At 45.1% G+C, this 18,535-nt stretch carries 15 protein-coding genes; 6 read left to right on the forward strand and 9 right to left on the reverse strand.

Translation table 11 applies throughout. The features are described 5' to 3' along the window. Positions 1–22: 22 nt before the first annotated feature. Positions 23–796 carry an SDR family NAD(P)-dependent oxidoreductase gene (locus KHS38_RS07630; protein ID WP_213487896.1) on the forward strand — a complete coding sequence of 258 codons (774 nt, stop codon included), beginning with the start codon at positions 23–25 and terminating at the stop codon, positions 794–796. A 45-nt stretch (positions 797–841) separates the two neighbouring features. Here KHS38_RS07630 and KHS38_RS07635 read toward each other — a convergent pair whose 3' ends face one another. Beyond that, the gene (locus KHS38_RS07635; protein WP_213487897.1) at positions 842–1,429 is read right to left on the reverse strand and encodes a nucleotidyltransferase family protein; all 588 of its coding nucleotides are present in this window, start codon (positions 1,427–1,429) and stop codon (positions 842–844) included. Continuing rightward, on the reverse strand, positions 1,426–2,595 hold the full coding sequence (locus tag KHS38_RS07640) for an XdhC family protein (RefSeq protein ID WP_213487898.1): 1,170 nt from the start codon (positions 2,593–2,595) through the stop codon (positions 1,426–1,428). Before KHS38_RS07640 ends, KHS38_RS07635 begins: the two co-directional genes overlap by 4 nt. Positions 2,596–2,763: 168 nt before the next feature. Here KHS38_RS07640 and KHS38_RS07645 point away from each other — a divergent pair, with 168 nt between their 5' ends. Then, positions 2,764–3,762: an MBL fold metallo-hydrolase gene (locus KHS38_RS07645; RefSeq protein ID WP_213487899.1), complete on the forward strand. Its 999-nt coding sequence runs from the start codon at positions 2,764–2,766 to the stop codon at positions 3,760–3,762. Between the two features lie 191 nt (positions 3,763–3,953). Here the strand turns inward: KHS38_RS07645 and KHS38_RS07650 are convergent, their stop codons facing one another. Further along, positions 3,954–5,693 (reverse strand): thiamine pyrophosphate-dependent enzyme, encoded by a 1,740-nt coding sequence (locus KHS38_RS07650; RefSeq protein ID WP_213487900.1) that lies wholly within the window; start codon positions 5,691–5,693, stop codon positions 3,954–3,956. A 242-nt stretch (positions 5,694–5,935) separates the two neighbouring features. Between KHS38_RS07650 and KHS38_RS07655 the strand changes: the two genes are divergently transcribed. After that, positions 5,936–6,499 (forward strand): energy transducer TonB, encoded by a 564-nt coding sequence (locus KHS38_RS07655; protein WP_213487901.1) that lies wholly within the window; start codon positions 5,936–5,938, stop codon positions 6,497–6,499. On the opposite strand, the gene KHS38_RS07660 is transcribed toward KHS38_RS07655, so the two are convergent. Beyond that, complete coding sequence (locus tag KHS38_RS07660) at positions 6,492–7,223, reverse strand: LytR/AlgR family response regulator transcription factor (RefSeq protein ID WP_213487902.1); 732 nt, start codon at positions 7,221–7,223, stop codon at positions 6,492–6,494. The genes KHS38_RS07655 and KHS38_RS07660 overlap by 8 nt on opposite strands. Further along, entirely contained in the window at positions 7,220–8,335 is a 1,116-nt protein-coding gene (locus KHS38_RS07665) for a sensor histidine kinase (protein WP_213487903.1), read from the reverse strand. Before KHS38_RS07665 ends, KHS38_RS07660 begins: the two co-directional genes overlap by 4 nt. A gap of 267 nt (positions 8,336–8,602) precedes the next feature. Here KHS38_RS07665 and KHS38_RS07670 point away from each other — a divergent pair, with 267 nt between their 5' ends. Beyond that, complete coding sequence (locus KHS38_RS07670) at positions 8,603–8,905, forward strand: hypothetical protein (RefSeq protein ID WP_213487904.1); 303 nt, start codon at positions 8,603–8,605, stop codon at positions 8,903–8,905. A gap of 65 nt (positions 8,906–8,970) precedes the next feature. Here KHS38_RS07670 and ispG read toward each other — a convergent pair whose 3' ends face one another. Then, positions 8,971–11,091 carry a (E)-4-hydroxy-3-methylbut-2-enyl-diphosphate synthase gene (gene ispG, locus KHS38_RS07675; protein ID WP_213487905.1) on the reverse strand — a complete coding sequence of 707 codons (2,121 nt, stop codon included), beginning with the start codon at positions 11,089–11,091 and terminating at the stop codon, positions 8,971–8,973. 78 nt (positions 11,092–11,169) lie between these two features. Then, the gene (locus tag KHS38_RS07680; RefSeq protein WP_213487906.1) at positions 11,170–11,811 is read right to left on the reverse strand and encodes an RDD family protein; all 642 of its coding nucleotides are present in this window, start codon (positions 11,809–11,811) and stop codon (positions 11,170–11,172) included. Between the two features lie 296 nt (positions 11,812–12,107). Here KHS38_RS07680 and KHS38_RS07685 point away from each other — a divergent pair, with 296 nt between their 5' ends. Then, positions 12,108–12,890 carry an alpha/beta hydrolase gene (locus KHS38_RS07685; protein ID WP_213487907.1) on the forward strand — a complete coding sequence of 261 codons (783 nt, stop codon included), beginning with the start codon at positions 12,108–12,110 and terminating at the stop codon, positions 12,888–12,890. A 321-nt stretch (positions 12,891–13,211) separates the two neighbouring features. Beyond that, the gene (locus tag KHS38_RS07690; protein ID WP_213487908.1) at positions 13,212–13,841 is read left to right on the forward strand and encodes a hypothetical protein; all 630 of its coding nucleotides are present in this window, start codon (positions 13,212–13,214) and stop codon (positions 13,839–13,841) included. 77 nt (positions 13,842–13,918) lie between these two features. Here the strand turns inward: KHS38_RS07690 and odhB are convergent, their stop codons facing one another. Next, positions 13,919–15,502 carry a 2-oxoglutarate dehydrogenase complex dihydrolipoyllysine-residue succinyltransferase gene (gene odhB, locus KHS38_RS07695; RefSeq protein ID WP_213487909.1) on the reverse strand — a complete coding sequence of 528 codons (1,584 nt, stop codon included), beginning with the start codon at positions 15,500–15,502 and terminating at the stop codon, positions 13,919–13,921. Between the two features lie 97 nt (positions 15,503–15,599). Next, positions 15,600–18,410, reverse strand: a complete 2,811-nt coding sequence (locus tag KHS38_RS07700) for a 2-oxoglutarate dehydrogenase E1 component (RefSeq protein WP_213487910.1) — start codon at positions 18,408–18,410, stop codon at positions 15,600–15,602. Between the last annotated feature and the right edge of the window lie 125 nt (positions 18,411–18,535).

Genomic DNA, 18,535 nt, shown 5'->3' on the forward strand with positions numbered 1-18,535 from the left:
GATAACAGAAATATCAATCACTATGAATCGTTTTGAAAACAAAGTGGCTTTAGTTACCGGCAGCACCCAGGGCATCGGCGCAGCCTGCGCTATCCGTTTAGCATCTGATGGTGCTGACATTATATTAAACGGACACTCGGAACTGGACGAGCGCGGCGAAGAACTGATTAAGCAAATAACTGATATGGGCAGACGCGCTACTTACCTGCAAGCTGATGTAAGTAAAGTAACCGATGTAACCAAATTGATAAACGACGCTGTTGCCTCCTTTGGCCAGCTGGATATACTGGTGAACAATGCGGGAGTGGAAAAGAACCACGATTTTTGGGACGTAACAGAGGAAGATTACGACTTTGTAATGGACACCAACTTGAAAGGCGTATTTTTTGGCATACAGGCTTTTGTGAAGTACTGCATGAAAGAAAAACGTAGTGGTGTAATAATCAATATGAGTTCGGTACACGAAGAAATTGTGTTTCCGCACTTCGCAGCTTATTGTACCAGCAAGGGCGGCTTAAAAATGCTTACCCGCAACCTGGCTACCGAACTGGCCCCGTTTAATATCAGGGTAAACAACGTGGCTCCCGGCGCCATCTCAACACCTATCAATAAAAAGCTGGAAGAAGATCCTGAACTGATGGAAAATGTACTGAAAAACATTCCACTACGCAAAATGGGCAAACCTGAAGATGTGGCCGGACTGGTAGCCTTCCTGGCGTCGGACGATGCCACTTATATTACCGGTTCTACCTACTTTGTAGATGGTGGGTTAACTTATCATTACGAGGAACAATAATTTAACTATAGCCTGTGCAGGTAAACACTATATTACTTGCACAGGCTATTTATCATCTTCTTGAAGTTTGCGATAGTCTTCCGGGGTATCGATATCAATACTGCCTTCGGGAAATGGAATTACTGTAACCTGCTGATGATATTTCATCAGTAACTTCTTAGCTCCCTCCTGCCCTTTTAGCACCAATAAGTCGTCAAAATACGCGTTACCAAACAGCACCGGCGCACCTAAGGTGCCCTGGTAAGCACAGGCTATTATACTCTTTTCGTCAACTTGGGCTGTAATCATTCGGCTTAGCAAATCTGTGCTTACAAATGGCTGATCACAAAGCATCAATATGGCGCTTTTTACCTGTGCCCCTTCGATTTGTAAAGCTTTAATACCGGAATGAATAGATGAGGCCATGCCTTGCTGCCAGTCCTTATTTAAAACTTGTTGTACAGGCTCAACAGCAATATCATTTTGTATTTGTTCTGCGTTGGCACCTAACACAACTATTACTTGGTTAGCTTTACTATGGGCTGCAGCTTTCACTGCATTTGCTAACAGCGTACTCCCTTCATAAACCAGTTGTTGCTTTGGCTGCCCCATGCGTGATGAGGAACCTGCAGCGAGAATTATAATAGCAGTCATACTGCTTGATCTTGGCTGGTCGATGTTTCCTCTGCTACTTCATGGGGCAGATCCTGATGCATGGCGGCATTTCGCTTACGCAAGGATTGGCCATCTTTACGCTGCAATACTGCCTGAATTTCGGATACTATGGATAGGGCTATCTCCTCCGGTGTTTCGGCACCAATGTCTAAACCGGTAGGCCCATAAATACTTTCCAGTTGTGCTGGCGTAATTACCTGTCCTTCATCCTGCAATTCATCCAGCATGCGTTGCAGTTTCTTTTTCGGCCCCAAGCTGCCTACATAGGTTAACTGCAGGGGCAACAATTGGCGCAGCATCGCCAGATCGTAATTGTAATTGTGCGTCATGAGCACAACAGCCGTACGACTATCCATGTGCAATTGCTTTAGCGCCTCATCGGCCTTGGCCAACAGCATTTTTTTAGCTGATGGAAAACGGGCAGCTACGGCATAATTAGCCCGGCCATCAACCACCGTAATATGCCAACCTAAAACGGCAGCCATTTGTACCAGCGGTATGGCATCATTACCCGCACCAAAAACAATAAGCAATACGGCAGGTTTCAATAATTCTATAAATCCAGTCAACTCTTTATCAGCAGCATAGGTTTTATTAACCGATTTGCCAGACCGCAATACGGCAGCAGCATCTTCTTCAATCACGTTGTTGAGCTCGGTAATTTCGCATAAGTTCAAATGTTCTTCATCACTATAAAACAAACAGGTACCCGGCTGTGCCCCCTTTCGATCAGTTAACGAGAACAGGGTAACCACCACTGCGTTTTGCCGTTTACGCAAAAACTTTTTAAACAGATTAATTGGATGATGAGGCTTATCAGCAAAGATGGGCTCAATCAGGATGTGTATAATACCGTTGCAGCCCAGTCCTACGCCTAACTTGGCATCGTCATCATCGGTGGTATCATAAGTTACCAGCATGGGTTGCTGCTGCGCCATTACCAACCGGGCTTTGCGCAGGGCATCTCCTTCCAAACAGCCGCCGCTAATTGCACCGGTCAGCTGGCCGTCTTCAGTAACCAGCATGCGGGCTCCGGCCCGCCGGTATGAGGAGCCTTCAACCTGCACTACGGTAGCCAAAGCGGTTTGCAGGCCCTGCTGCTGCGCAACATCAAAAGCCCGTACAATATCTTCCAGTTCTTTCATAAGCGATGTGTATACAACAATAAAAAGCAACTAAGGTTGAGTTATCCTTAGCGGGCATACAAGAATATCACATATTCAACTCAATATCATAATTAAATCTATAAACAACTACATTCCCAAAATCTGTTAGCTTAGTACCGTTCAAAATCATTCGCACACCCCAAATATATGTCGTTAAAAGGCGCCGTTAAACACGGCAAAAAATTTCAGAACCTGATACATACCGATCCCGGCGGGCTTAATATTATGCTGCCCATTTTACGGGAATACCTTACCAACAAGGCAGAAAACACGCCCAAAAACCCCATCGGCCCTTTCACCACCGATGCCGCTGTATACCAAACGCCGCCAGCCAGCGGACTGCGTGTTACCTGGATGGGGCACTCCAGCCTGCTGATAGAAATTGACGGCAAACGCCTCCTTACCGACCCAGTTTGGAGCAGCCGTGCATCCTTCACCCAGCTGGCTGGCCCCAAGCGCTTTTACCCGGCGCCACTGGCCCTGGCCGATTTGCCGCCGCTGGACGGTATACTGATCTCGCACGATCATTATGACCACTTTGATGAAAACACTATTCGCGCACTGGCACCTGAAAATATACCGTTCTACTGCTCATTAGGCGTGGGGCAGTACTTGGAAGCCTGGGGCGTGGCCAAACACCTCATCCATGAAATGGATTGGGGCGATGTGGATCAATTAGGTACCGATTTTACCATCACCACGGCTCCGGCGCGCCACTTTGCCGGCCGCAGTTTAGGCAACCGTAATGAAACGCTCTGGTCATCATTTGTATTGAAAGGTCCGAAGCATAATGTTTACTTTGGTGCCGATTCGGGTTGGTTCGATACATTTTATGAGATTGGCGAGGCTTATGGCCCCTTTGACCTGACCATACTGGAAATTGGCGCCTACGGCAAATACTGGCCCGATATACACATGGGCCCCGCCAATGCCACACAAGCGCACCTCGCTTTAAATGGCAAGCAAATGATGCCAATCCACTGGGCCACTTTTAACCTGGCCCCGCATGCCTGGTACGAGCCTATTGAGAAATTACTGCCCCTAGCCGATGAAAAGCAAATTACCCTATTTGTACCCGAACCCGGCCTGCCCACCGAAGTAACCGGCGAGCAGTTGAATTCGGGCTGGTGGAAGAAGTATAGGTAGATAGCCCCAAACCCTCCCCGGCAGGGAGGGCTTAAAACACTTGTCCTCTTGTATTAGCGATGAAGAAGGTGACCTATGGTCAGTTATCTGCATCTCTAATATAAGAGGACATTTTTATAATACCAATTTGTAACTATGTGTATGCATAGCAAAAGCCCTCCCCTGCCGGGGAGGGTTTAGGTGGGGCTACTTTACAACACCTCTTTAATATGCTTATAGTTCGATTTAATGGTGTCCCACACCTCGCCCATCTGACCGTTCAGTATCAGTTTGGACATGGCTAATGACATACCGGCCATTTGCCCAAACTCTACTTTTGGCGGCATGGCCAAAGCATTGGGGTCGGTAAGCACCTCGATCAGCACGGGGCCATTGTACAAAAATGCCTCGCGCAAGGCCTGCTCCACCTGATCTGGATCGTTTACTTTAACACCTTTAATTCCCATCGCCTGTGCAACCAGTGCAAAATCGGGGTTCTGCATATCGGTTTGCCAATCGGGCAGCCCGGCAACTTCCATTTCCAATTTTACCATACCCAACGAGCGATTGTTGAATACCACGATTTTGACAGGCAGTTTGTATTGAACAATGGTCGACAAATCGCCCAGCAGCATAGACAAGCCACCATCGCCAGCCAGAGCGATTACCTGCCTGTCGGGACAAGCCAGCGCTGCCCCTATGGCCTGCGGCATAGCATTGGCCATAGAGCCGTGATTGAATGACCCAATCATGCGGCGCTGACCGGTACCTCGAATATAACGTGCGCCCCAAACGCAGCACATACCTGTATCAACTGTAAAAATGGCATCCTGATTGGCTAACCTATCGATGGTATTAGCCACAAACTCGGGGTGAATGCTATTTTGGGTTCCTTTATCGCTTACATAAGTTTGCAAGTTTTCTTTAACGTGGGCATATAATTTAAGCTGCCCCTGTAAAAAGTCATCATCCGTTTTTTGTGGGATGAGTGGTAACAGCGCCTGCAGGGTATCTTCCACCTTGCCGCACAACCCCACATCCACCTTAGCACGGCGGCCTATACGCTCCGGCTTTATATCTATCTGCACAATTTTGCAGTCCTTTGGCATAAATTGCTCATACGGAAAATCGGTACCCAGCAAAATCAGCAAATCCGCCTCGTGCATGCTGTGATAAGCCGATGGCAAGCCCAGCAGACCTGTCATCCCAATTTCGTTCGGGTTATCATGCTGCACAAACATCTTTCCGCGGAATGAATAGCCCACCGGTGCATGTATGCGCTGCGATAGCTCCACCACCTCGTTGTGCGCGTTGGCACAGCCTATCCCGCAAAATATGGTGACTTTTTCGTTCTCATTTATCAACGCTGCCAGGTTATGCAGATCGCGGTCGGACGGACGAATAACCGGCTCCGAGAAATAGTTACGCGTAGCAGATGGCGTTTCTACCGCATCCATCTCGGTAACATCACCAGGCAGACCCACTACCGATACGCCCTTTTTACTGATGGCATGTTGTATACCGGCTTGCAACATGCGGGGCAGTTGGGCCGGGGTAACAGCTATCTGGTTGTAATGGCTGCAATCGTCAAACAGCTTTATGGTGTTGGTTTCCTGAAAGTACTCCGTACCATACTGGTGCGACGGACAGGTTGAGGCCAGCGCAATAACCGGCGCGCCCGAGCGGTGGGCATCATACAACCCGTTTATCAGGTGCACGTGGCCTGGTCCGCTACTACCTGCGCAGCAGGCAATACCCAGTAGTTCGGCCTCGGCAGCTGCGGCATAGGCACCGGCCTCCTCGTGCCTTACGTGTACCCATTGTATCTGGTTATCGCTGCGCCTTACCGCATCATTTACATGATTTAAACTATCTCCCGTTACCGCATATATTCTTTTTACGCCGGCATCAATGAGCATTTCCACTACCTGCTCCGCTACTTTTTTTGCCATACTATTTCTGGTTAATGTTTACTGTGTTTAAATCATAACCTGATTAAAAAGAGGCTGTTTTTATTTATTAAACAAAGGATACCTTTATTACAAATGGGTGAGGAAATTAAAAACGTTCAGCTGAAATTTTCGTGTCCGGCCAACTGGGATAACATTCTTGATTCTGAAGGCGGCCGGTACTGCGATACATGCCAGAAAAAGGTATACGATTTTACAAACAGCAAAGCTGAAGAGTTTCAGCTTTGCTGGCCGAGAAACAACATGGCGTGTGCGGCCGCTTTACGCGTGAACAAATGCACGTGCAACCTGTAGTGTTGCCGCTTTGGAAAAAATGGCTATCGGCAGCAATGGTGCTGATAGGGTTTAATTATTGGGGAGGTAAGGCCGTTGCACAACATAAAAAGATAGACAAGGCTGCGTACAACATACAAAGCCAAACAAAATTTGAAAAATTTATTACAGGTGAAGTTCAGACCAATGATTCTTCTCGCAAACCATCAACTAATCAAATTTTCAGCGGTGCTGACGTTGATCATGAGCCTGAATTTCCAGGAGGCATAAGTCGATTTTACTCATTTATAGCCAATGGTCTACATATTAAAGAAGACTTTTCAGGAAGGATTATTGCAAGTTTTGTTGTAGAAAAAAAAGGAAATTTAGCAAATTGCCAAATTGAGAAAGGAGGTCCTCCTTCTATAAATCAGGAAGTGTTAAAACTAATCAGCACATCCCCTCAATGGAAGCCTGTAATACGTAAAGGCAAGAAAGTAAGAGTTCAATATTATGTACCAATAATTATCAATTAAACAACATACCCTCCGTTTTCAATCTTTTCTGCACATCCTGTTTATAGTTACGGCCAATGGGCAGTTCGTGACCGCCAACTTCTACAACACCAGCATAAAATGCCTCTATTTTGGATAAGGCCACAATGAAGGAACGATGTATGCGCACAAACCGCCGCTCGGGCAGCATCTCTTCCAAAAAGCTGATTCTTTGCTTACTGATGTATACATGGTTGTGCGCTACCACTTTCACATAGTCGCGCAGGCTCTCAATCCACAAAATATCATTGATGTTGATTTTAATCGTTTTGCGCTCCACCTTCAAATACAAAAAGGCTTCGGTATCGCCAACCGGCAACGCAGGGGTTAACATGGCCGAAGGCTTGTGGTCGTTTAGCCGGTAAACTTTATCTACTGCCTGCATAAAGCGCTCAAGTGATATTGGCTTAAGCAGGTAGTCAACCACGTTTAAATCAAAGCCATCCAATGCATATTCGCCGTAAGCAGTGGTAAATATTACCTTAGGCGGATGCTTGAGGCTGCGTAAAAATTCGGTACCGTTCAAGCCCGGCATCTTAATATCCAAAAACATCAGGTCTACCGGCTTTTGCTGCAGCAGTTGAAATGCCTGTATAGCGCTGTTGCACCGCCCGGCAATTTCCATCTGGCTAAAGTTACCCAGATAGTTTTCGATTACCTCAATGGCATGGGGTTCGTCGTCAACAATTATGGTTCTTATTTTCATGCTACGATCAGGTTAGGTTCCGGCTTGTGCTCGGTTTGCAAAGTAAGCTCTAATACTACTAAAAAGGCATCTTCATCATCCAGCACTTTAAGTTGATGGGCGGATGGGTATAATAAATCGAGCCGCTTACGTACATTTTGCATTCCGATATGCCCATGATGCTTTTGCGCAGCGGCAGCGGCATTTTCTGGTTTACTATTGGACACTTTCATCTTCAGGCGGGTACCCTCAACATGCAAGTCAATACTTACCCATGCCTCGCCAACCGTATCACTGGCACCATGCTTAAAAGCATTTTCAATAAAAGTAAGCATAATCAGGGGGGCTATCTGCTTGTTCTGTAAATCGCCTCTGATGTAAAAATTTAAATCCAACCGTTCTTCATAGCGCAGTTTCTCCAGGCTCACATACTGTTGCAGCATCAATACTTCTTTCTGCAAGTTTACCTGCTCGGTATTACACTCATACAGCATATAGCGCAACAGATCCGAAAGCCCCAATACCACTTGCGAGGCCTTTGATGAATTAGTTAGTGTTAACGCATACAAGTTATTAAGTGTATTAAAAAGAAAGTGCGGATGAATTTGCCCTTTTAACGCATTCAACTCGGCCTGCAAGGCTGCTTGCTTACGCTCATACCACAGCTTAAACATTTTAATAACTACTGCCACCCAGATAATCATATTCATGGCTTTAAAGGCATTGATAAAGAACACCATATCAAGCAGCCTGCTTAAAACGGTGGCTTTAGCCATCTCAATGCGGTCCCAGTCATCCATAGGCAAATGCTGAATGATGTATGGATTAGCAACATATATATCAAGCAGCCGACTAAGCAGGGTAATGACAAACATCACCACAAGTAAATAACCTGTAAAGCGCAGGTACTTGCCGGTAAACAAAAAGCGGGGTATCAGCCAGCTGGCAACGGCATAGTAATAGGCCATATGCAGCGGCGTGTAAAACAGATTGTTGCGAAACGCTATCCAGAATGTGGTTTTTACCGAGTAGATAGCCGTGTAGGCAAAAAACACACCTATCCAGAACAGGATATGTTGTGCAATTCCGGATAGCCGCATGCTGCCAAGATTTTTGATACCTGCACCGTTCATGGCGCTAATCTACTTATAACCAAATACATAATAGCAATATTCCATGCGCTTTGTAGACTAACAACAGGCTTTTGTCGACAAAGTGCATCAAGATTCTCTTTAACGGTTAATTACAATAGATGAATGTAACGTGCAGCTTAAAAAGCACATTTGATCTGCTATTCATCTGCTTATAACTATCTCCTTATTAACAAGGTAAGTGCAACAATTACTTTTGAAGCAACACTTAAGGAATTAAGACATCTTATAGTACTAAATCTTACAATCATGAAAAAAGCAGTATTTACCTTAACATTTTTAGTTGCAGCACTATTGAGCAGCCAAGCACAAACACTGTCAAACCATGCCTGCTGGGTTGTTGAAAGTAACCGGCACGCAAAAGCACAAACCGTAAAATTTTATGATGAGAACCAGCAGCTGGTTTACGAAGAAATGGTGAGCATTAAACTCAATATTTCTAAAAAGAAAGTACAGCAGGCCCTGAATATGATACTGACTAACCTATTGAACAAGGACGGCTTCATGGCCAATAAAAACGTAGTAGCGGCCAGCTTTCATACCTCCCGCTAATCATCAAAATCTTTTGTTTTAATGAACGTTGTTCGGGGCAGGCGCGAGGCTTGTCCCGTTCCTGTTTATAGATTAACCACCCCAACCGGCTCTACCCAGTTGCCATCTTCGCGGATGATACCGATAAGTTCATCGAGTGCATTGGTGGTATTTACATTCTTTTTCACAACCTCTTTGCCGCGATATAAAGTTATTTTACCCGGACCAGCACCTACATAGCCGTAATCAGCATCGGCCATTTCGCCGGGACCGTTTACAATGCAGCCCATAATACCAATTTTCAAACCTTTAAGATGACTGGTACGGCTGCGGATCATTTGTGTAGTTTCCTGCAAATCGAACAACGTACGACCGCAGCTCGGGCAGCTGATGTACTCGGTTTTGGAAATGCGAGAACGGGTAGCCTGCAAAATACCGAATGCCGTTGAGGTAATTACCGCAGCCGGCATGGCAGGTGCATCAATCCAAACGCCATCGCCAAAACCATCAACCAGCAAAGCCCCCATATCGGTAGCGGCGTAAAGCTGCAATAGAGTTGCGGGGTCGGAAGTGCGGGGTGCGGGGATAAGAGCTTCTGTATTGGTGCTATTAACAATTGATAAGCTGCCGCTTGTATCTGTGTTCATGATATGCGCACTTTCATCCTCGCTCTTCACTCCCACCAAATAGCTTCTTTTCACAATTACCGGTGTGGTAATACCGGCTTTGCTCAATGCAAAAAAGAACTGGCGCTGTTCGGCCATGCCATGCTGGGCGTTGGTTTCTAATACCCAAACCAATCCTTTGTCATGGTGAGCAAGCTTAATAAATTCAGCCGCATCAAAGTCGGCCAGGGTTACTTTTACTAAATTCAGCGGCGATGTTCGGTCATCGGCCGTTAGGTATTCTTGTAAAGCAAACACCGGATGACAGTTCTTTTTATTAGACAGCGTTTGCCAGGTGTTGTAATTGTACAACTGCTTCAGGTTACCCGGAAAAGTGAACGATGGCAACTGATCGGCCAGATAAACAAAATCAACCGACTGATCGGCCATGTTGTATTTATCCAGCACCGGCGAGTACAGATAACCGGCATCATTCAGCACCGCCGGATCTTTCAGGTTACGATTGCTCAAATCCAGCACCACGCGCGGCACCATATGCCCACCGATAAAAGCGTTAGCTTCGTCGGTTACACGCTTCGTGTATTCGTATGGGTTATGGCGTATTGGTTGTAAGTTGGATGTTGAGAGTTGTATGTGTTCAGTTTCTTGACTTTTAACTCTTGACTCTTGACTTCTTAAAGAATACCGCTGCACCAGTGCAATGGCCACCGGGGCTTCGGCTTCGGGTTCTTCTGTGAGGGATACACGTACGGTGTCGCCCAGGCCATCTTCCAGAAGAGTACCAATACCCACTGCCGATTTGATGCGGCCGTCCTCACCGTCGCCAGCCTCGGTTACGCCGAGGTGCAACGGGTAGTTCATACCTTCGGCTACCATGGTTTGTACCAGCAGGCGATAGGCTTGCACCATTACCTGCGGGTTGCTCGATTTCATGGAGATGCACAGATTGTGGTAATTGAGCGCTTCGCACATGCGGATAAACTCCATGGCCGACTCCACCATGCCTTGTGGCGTATCGCCATAACGGCTCATAATACGGTCTGAAAGAGAGCCGTGGTTTGTACCAATGCGCATAGCCGTACCATATTCTTTACAAATATTCACCAGCGGGGTGAACTTTTGAAAGATACGATCCAGCTCGGCTTGGTATTCCAGGTCGGTATACTCCAGTTCGTCAAATTTCTTTTTATCCGCGTAGTTGCCGGGGTTGACGCGCACTTTTTCAACAATGCGGGCAGCCACCTCGGCAGCGTTGGGCGTAAAGTGTATATCGGCCACCAGCGGTACATGGTATCCGCGGGCGCGTAGTTGTTTTTTTATTTCGGCTAAATTCTGCGCTTCTTTAATGCTGGGCGCGGTAATGCGTACGTACTCGCAGCCGGCCTCCACCATGCGGATGGTTTGCTCCACCGTACCTATGGTATCCATGGTATCGGTAGTGGTCATGCTTTGAATGCGGATAGGGTTATGCCCGCCCATGGGTACATCGCCAATGGTAACCTCGCGGGTAACAAAGCGTGAATACTCGGTCAGTGAATTACAATAACGGCCTTGCAGCACTTTAACAGCATCAGCATTCATACGCGGAGAAATAGCTTTTTATTTGAATTAACAAAGTTAAGCATTATCGGCCTATCCTTGTTTCAAGTGAATGTTAATTTAGTACACGTCTTTACGCACTACAAAAGTTTTGGCCAGCTTATCATGAAGGCACTGCTTGTATTCGGTAAAAAACACAAACCAAAAACCGGCGCCGAAAAACAGACATGATAAAGCTCTGGCAAAACTTCGAGTAAGAGCTTTTTTAAAAGTGAGTTTTTCTCCCCCTTCATCAACAACCACAAGCTTGCACATATATTGTCCAAGCGTAGCACTAAGCGGCGTAATATAACATATGAAACTATAAATAATGATTGTTACTAAAAAAGCAACTTCAATTTTTAGAACATCATTCAAGTCTTCCGGATTTACTGTTCCATTTAGGCTCAATTTAGATAATTTATCAACCGGTATGTAAGCCGCAAACATGCTTAGTTCAACCCTCACAATAAGCCCAATGATAAAATAATCGATCACGAAAGCCAACGAACGTATGCCGAACCCAGCCAGGTTATCAAAAGTTGGAAAGTAATACCCCTCGTAACGGAAGTATTCCACAAATTCGGGCAAATCGCCTGCTTTGGTCCAATTACTCAATGGCGTACGCACCAAATCATCCGGCTCCAACCTTCCATCAGTGAGTTCATCAAATGTAAATGGTCCATTTTCGCCTTTATCGTCTTTAACAAAGTAATTATCCATGTATATCGTATGCCAGTATAACAGCAAAGCAAAAGTAACTGTTTTTTGAGTATATAGAGAACCAGCCTGTTTATGCCAACCTTAGTATTAGCCAATTATAAGGTTGTGGTATTTCTATAATTCCTATATGTGGCCATCTGCGTAATTACGCTACAGTTGGAAAAATAAGTGGTTTGCCATAATTCGGAATGACAATGCTGACCAGATAGCAAATAATTTGTCTACTTTGGCACCAACAAGCTATGAAAACATTTTATATTCTCTGCCTTTCGGTTTTATTGTTTCAGCCATTTGCTATGGGACAAAGAGTTAAAACCTCGCCTACAACTGCACCTTTTACAATAGGTGTAGTTGATCACATACAATCCGTGCAATTATCCGAAACACGGAAATTAAACATTTACTTACCTGCAAACTACAACAAAGATATTAACACCCGATATCCTATAATCTACTTGTTAGACGGCTCGGCAAACGAAGACTTTATTCATATCACAGGCATCGTGCAATTCTTAACCATGATTGAGGCTATGCCACAAACCATCGTTATAGGAATAGAAAATGTTGACCGGAAACGGGACTTTACCTTTCCAACACGCAATAAGCAGGACTTGAAAGATACACCAACATCAGGTAAATCGGCCAAATTCATAGCCTTTATAGAGAAAGAGCTGCAACCTTATATTGAAAAGAAGTACCGTACCAATCAAAAGAAAACCATAATAGGCCAATCATTAGGTGGCTTGCTGGCTACCGAGGTACTGCTTAAAAAACCGACCTTATTTAATCAGTACGTTATTGTTAGCCCGAGTTTATGGTGGGATGATGAGTCGTTATTAGCCGATGCCCCAGTGCTGTTAAAGGCATCACATAATATACGCAGACAAGTTTATGTACTGGTGGGTAATGAACACAAAGTGATGCAGGAAGATGCTGCAAAACTTGCCGATTTATTGCGCGTTACTGCTGATACAACGTTGCAGGTAAACTACACCTTTTTACCTGATGAAAATCACCTAACCATATTGCATAATGCCGTTTACAAAGCCTTAATGGTGTTGAATAAAAAGCCAGAATAGAATGTACAATTAGCCTGTATTGTAAATAGTATTTGTTTATCATATGGAAATCGAATACTAATTGATGGATTATTTGCGATGCGTTTGCTTATTTAGAGACCCTTATTTAAATCAGCAGCCAGCCACGGAACTATAATCTACAATAACAGTTATTGGATTCTCCTTTTAATGCGGAGAATAGGTTGCCGCTACATTTGTGGCATATATCGTTGATAACAATTATTAATACTGATATAATTCAACAAGAGCACGTCGGCATTTATTCTGATTATGCAGGATCAATGATTATAATCATACCTTAGCTTTTCAATCTTAATTATCATGAAATTATTTATTACAACCGTAGGTCTATATCTAATTAGCTGCATTGCTTATGCACAATCATTTGAGGGAAAGATAATTTACCACAACACTTACAAAAGCAAGTCGCCAAACATTAATGATAAGCAATACACTGATATGCTGGGCGATACACAAAAGTACTCCATCAAAGGCGGAAATTACAAATCAGAAGTGAATGGCCGCATGATCCTTTGGCAATTATATAACGCTCATGATGGCAGGATATACTCTAAAATGTCAATTACACCAACAGTATTATTCAATGACGAATCAAGCAATAAAGATGAGGTATTAAGCAGCGAAATACATAAGAACGCGGCGATTATACTTGGTTATAAATGTGATGAATTGCTCCTGCAATGTAAAAGCGGTGTACAGAAGTACTATTATTCCAGCAAGTTACCAGTTGATAGCAAATTATATGCTAATCATAAGTTTGGCAACTGGAATGTCGTTATGGCCAAAATCAATGCTGTACCGCTAAAAATGGAGATTGACAATAACCAACTAACTCTTATCAGCGTGGCTACAGAAATTAAACCGATGAAAATCAATAATTCCTTTTTTGAGTTGCCAGCTAATACACCCGTTCAAAAAAGCTCTTACTAATCTTAAATCTCTATCCAAAACAGCAAAGCCCGACCATACCGGCCGGGCTTTGCTTATGTAGTTAATCGAATATCCAATTAAACACCTAACAGCAAACGTGCAGGATCTTCCAGCAGTTGTTTTACACGTACCAGGAAACTTACTGACTCGCGGCCGTCAATGATGCGGTGATCGTATGACAGGGCAACGTACATCATCGGGCGGATAACCACCTGGCCGTTTACAGCCACAGGGCGCTCAATGATATTGTGCATACCCAAAATAGCTGATTGCGGCGCATTGATGATCGGGGTTGACATCATGGAACCAAACACACCACCGTTAGTGATGGTGAAGGTACCACCGGTCATATCCTCAATAGTCAGTTTATTTTCGCGGGCTTTACCAGCCAGGGTGATTACGGCTTTTTCAATCTCGGCCAGGCTCATGGCATCAGCGTTACGGATAATCGGAACCACCAAGCCTTTAGGTGCTGATACAGCGATAGAGATATCGGCAAAGTTACTGTATACAATTTCTTCACCATCAATGCGGGCACCTACGGCAGGCCATTCTTTCAGGGCCTCGGTAACCGCTTTGGTAAAGAACGACATAAAGCCTAAGCCAACACCATGTTTCTCTTTGAATTTATCTTTGTATTTGCCACGCAACTCCATGATGGGCGACATATCCACCTCGTTGAAGGTAGTTAACATCGCAGTTTCGTTTTTCACAGAAACCAAACGACGGGCTACGGTTTTACGCAGGTTGGTCATTTTTTCGCGACGCTCACCACGGGTACCGGTAACACCAGGCTGCGTTTGTGCAGTTTGCGGGGTTACTTTCGGTGCAGATGATGCGGCTTGAGCAGCAGGTTTCTGTGCATTCAGCGCATCTTCCTTAGTAATACGGCCACCAACACCGGTACCATTTACACCTTGCGGATCCACACCTTTTTCGGCCAGAATTTTACCGGCAGCCGGTGATGGTGTTCCGGCAGCGTAACCAGGTGCAGATGAAGACTGAGTAGCAGGAGCGGCTTGTGAAGCGGCAGGGGCACTTGGCGCCTCGCTCTTCGAACCGCTTGCAGCGCCACCTTCTATTTTGCAAACTACAGCGCCTATTGGTAATACGTCGCCTTCATTAGCTAAGGTAGTTAAGGTACCTGCGCTTTCGGCAGTTAGTTCAAAAGTAGCTTTATCTGATTCCAGCTCGGCAATAGCCTCGTCCATAGCTACCTGATCGCCGCTTTTCTTGATCCAGCGTGACAGGGTAACCTCAGTGATCGACTCACCTACCGGCGGAACTTTAATTTCAGTAGATTTAGCTTCGGCCGCAGGTGCAGCAGCAGGGGCTGCCTCCGGGCGGGCCTCACGCTGGCCTGGTGCGCTTTCATCAGCAGCAGCAGCAGTTTCTTTACTTACAGGGGCAGCAGCAGGAGCGGCGGCACCAGCTTCGATAGAAGCTACCACAGCTCCGATTGGTAAGGTATCACCTTCCTGGGCAGTAATTTTTAAAGTTCCGGCACTTTCGGCAGTCAGCTCAAAAGTAGCTTTATCTGATTCTAATTCGGCAATCACTTCGTCCATTGCAACTTGCTCGCCGTCTTTTTTAATCCAGCGTGACAGGGTAACTTCAGTAATGGATTCGCCTACCGGCGGAACTTTGATTTCTAAACTCATAATAGAATGCGTTGTAGGTTGTAATATTTAATATATAGGCATTAAATGATTACAGGTTGTACGTTTTAAGTATACAACCTGCAACCTGAATTATTTATTAGCTGGTAGTGGTTTGGGCCATTTTTTCGGCCGAACCTTTGATCTCTTCTTTTTGCTTCTGGCTCACCGGAGCTTCAAATGCTTTAGAGATGATGTACAGCTGTTGTGAAGCATGCTGTTTGGAGTAACCTGTTGCCGTGCTGGCAGCCTCCTTACGCGATATAACTTCCAACTGCAGCGGGCTCTTGCGGAACTTGCGCAGCATATATGGCCATGCACCCATATTTTCAGGTTCTTCCTGTACCCAAAAAAACTCGGTGGCATTGCTGTATTTAGCACGGATAGCTTCCATTTCAATTACCGGAGTTGGGTACAGTTGCTCAACGCGTACAATGGCAACATCGGTACGTTTATCGGCCTGTTGTTTTTCAAACAGTTCATAATAAATTTTACCACTGCAAAACAACACACGTTTCACTCTTTTAGCATCCGCATTCACATCATCAATAATCTCCTGGAATCCGCCTTGGGTAAAGTCTTCCAGTTTGGAAACGCAGGCCGGATGGCGCAGCAAGCTTTTTGGGGTAAATACCACCAACGGCTTACGGAAGTTACGGTGTAACTGGCGGCGCAATGCATGGAAAAAGTTAGCCGGCGTAGTACAGTTAACCGCTTGTATATTATTATCGGCACAAAGCTCCATAAAACGCTCAATACGTGCAGAAGAGTGCTCAGGACCCTGACCTTCAAAACCGTGAGGCAATAACATTACTAAACCGTTACCGCGCTGCCATTTGGTTTCGGCACTTACCAGGTACTGGTCAACAATGATTTGCGCACCGTTAAAGAAGTCACCAAATTGTGCTTCCCAAATGGTTAGGGCATGTGGGTTAGCTAACGCATAACCATATTCGAAACCCAACACACCATACTCAGACAGTAAAGAGTTATAAATATAGAATTCAGCCTCAGCACCCAGCGTCTTCATCGGTGTGTATTCCTCATCCGTGTCAGGCAGTGTTAATACTGCATGGCGGTGTGAGAATGTACCGCGTTTAACATCCTCTCCGCTTAAACGAACGGGATGGCCTTCTTTCAGCAATGAACCATAAGCAATCAGCTCGCCCATAGCCCAGTCAAAAGTGCGGGTTTCGTTCACCATTTTGCGGCGGTCATCAAACAGCTTTTCAATCTTTTTGAAGAATTGCTTGTCGGCTGGCAGCTCGGTTAACTTACGGCCAATTTCCAGGAACTCCTCTTCGCTAATGGCAGTTTTTGAGCTGGCATATACCTCCTCTTTAGTAGGTACGTGCAAACCTTGCCATGCACCAGCAAACATAGGCTTGCTGTCAGTAAAGCGATCCTGCGCTTTGATCTCATTCAACTGCGCTTGCAGTTCATCACGGAAAGCTTTATCTAAACCTTTGGTAAACTCGGCATCAATGCTGCCTTCTTTTACCAATTGCTCGTTATAAATTTCGCGGGTGTTGGGGTGATTTTCAATAGCCTTGTATAGTACAGGCTGCGTGAATTTTGGCTCGTCTGCCTCATTATGGCCAAAACGACGGTAGCACAAAATATCGATAAACACATCTTCATTAAATTCCTGGCGGTATTCCATAGCCAGGTTAATGGTGTATACCAATGCCTCAACATCATCACCGTTTACGTGGAATACGGGTGATAGTACAGTTTTAGCAATATCGGTACAATAAGTGCTTGAACGGGCATCTTTATAGTTGGTGGTAAAACCAATCTGGTTGTTAATAACCAAATGCACGGTACCACCTGTTTTATAGCCTTGCAGTTTTTCCATCTGCAACACCTCGTAAATAATACCCTGGCCAGCTATAGATGCATCACCGTGAATTAATATCGGTGCAATTTTATCATAGTCGCCATTGTATTTGCCATCAATTTTGGCACGGGTGATACCTTCAACCACAGGGTCAACGGTTTCTAAGTGCGATGGGTTAGGGCAAAGGCTTAAGTGTACTTTTTTACCGTTAGACAGCTCCACATCGGTTGAATAACCTAAGTGATACTTAACGTCGCCGCCAAAAGAAGTTTCCAGGTCGTAGTTTTTACCTTCAAACTCTGCAAAGATCTCTTTATAGGTTTTGCCCATAATGTTGGTCAAAACGTTCAGACGACCACGGTGAGCCATACCAATGGTAAATTCCTCGATACCCAGTTGCGCGCCTTTTTCAATAACCGAATCCAGTGCAGGGATCAGCGATTCACCACCTTCCAGTGAAAAACGTTTCTGGCCCAAAAATTTGGTACCCAAAAAGCTTTCGAATACAACCGCCTGGTTCAGTTTATTTAAAATGCGTTTTTTCTCTTCAACCGTAAAATCAGGCTTGTTACGGCGGCTTTCCATCCTGTCCTCAAACCACTTGGTTTTTATCGGATTACGGATGTACTTATACTCCGCACCGATGGTATGGCAATAGGTATCCTCCAGCAACTGGCGGATGTCGCGCAGTTTGGCAGGGCCTAAACCAATCTCAACGCCGGCATTAAATACGGTATCCAGATCAGCTTCGCTTAAACCAAAGGTTTCAAGCTCCTTACCTGGATGGTACTTACGCCGTTCGCGTACGGGGTTTGTTTTGGTAAACAGGTGCCCGCGTGAGCGGTATCCGTTTATCATATTCAGCACGTTTATTTCTTTTAAAACATGCTCTGGAGCGCCGGCAGTTGTTGCTGCGGCACTTTGTTGCGGCGCTGTGCCTTGTCCAAAATCGAAGCCTTCAAAAAACTTTTGCCAGCCGTAATCAACCGATTCGGGGTCTTGTTTATAAGCTTCGTATAAGGAATCTATATAGGCAGCGTTTCCGCTATTGATGTAATTGAGACGATCCATCTGAAAACCAATCTGTAAAACGGTACAAAACTAAGAATATAAGATGTAAGTTACACGGTTTAATTTGCAATTGGTTTTTAAAATATTTATATTTTGCTCATATCAACCAATTAGTACTATTAATT

Source organism: Mucilaginibacter sp. Bleaf8, assembly GCF_018390515.1.
Lineage (GTDB): Bacteria > Bacteroidota > Bacteroidia > Sphingobacteriales > Sphingobacteriaceae > Mucilaginibacter.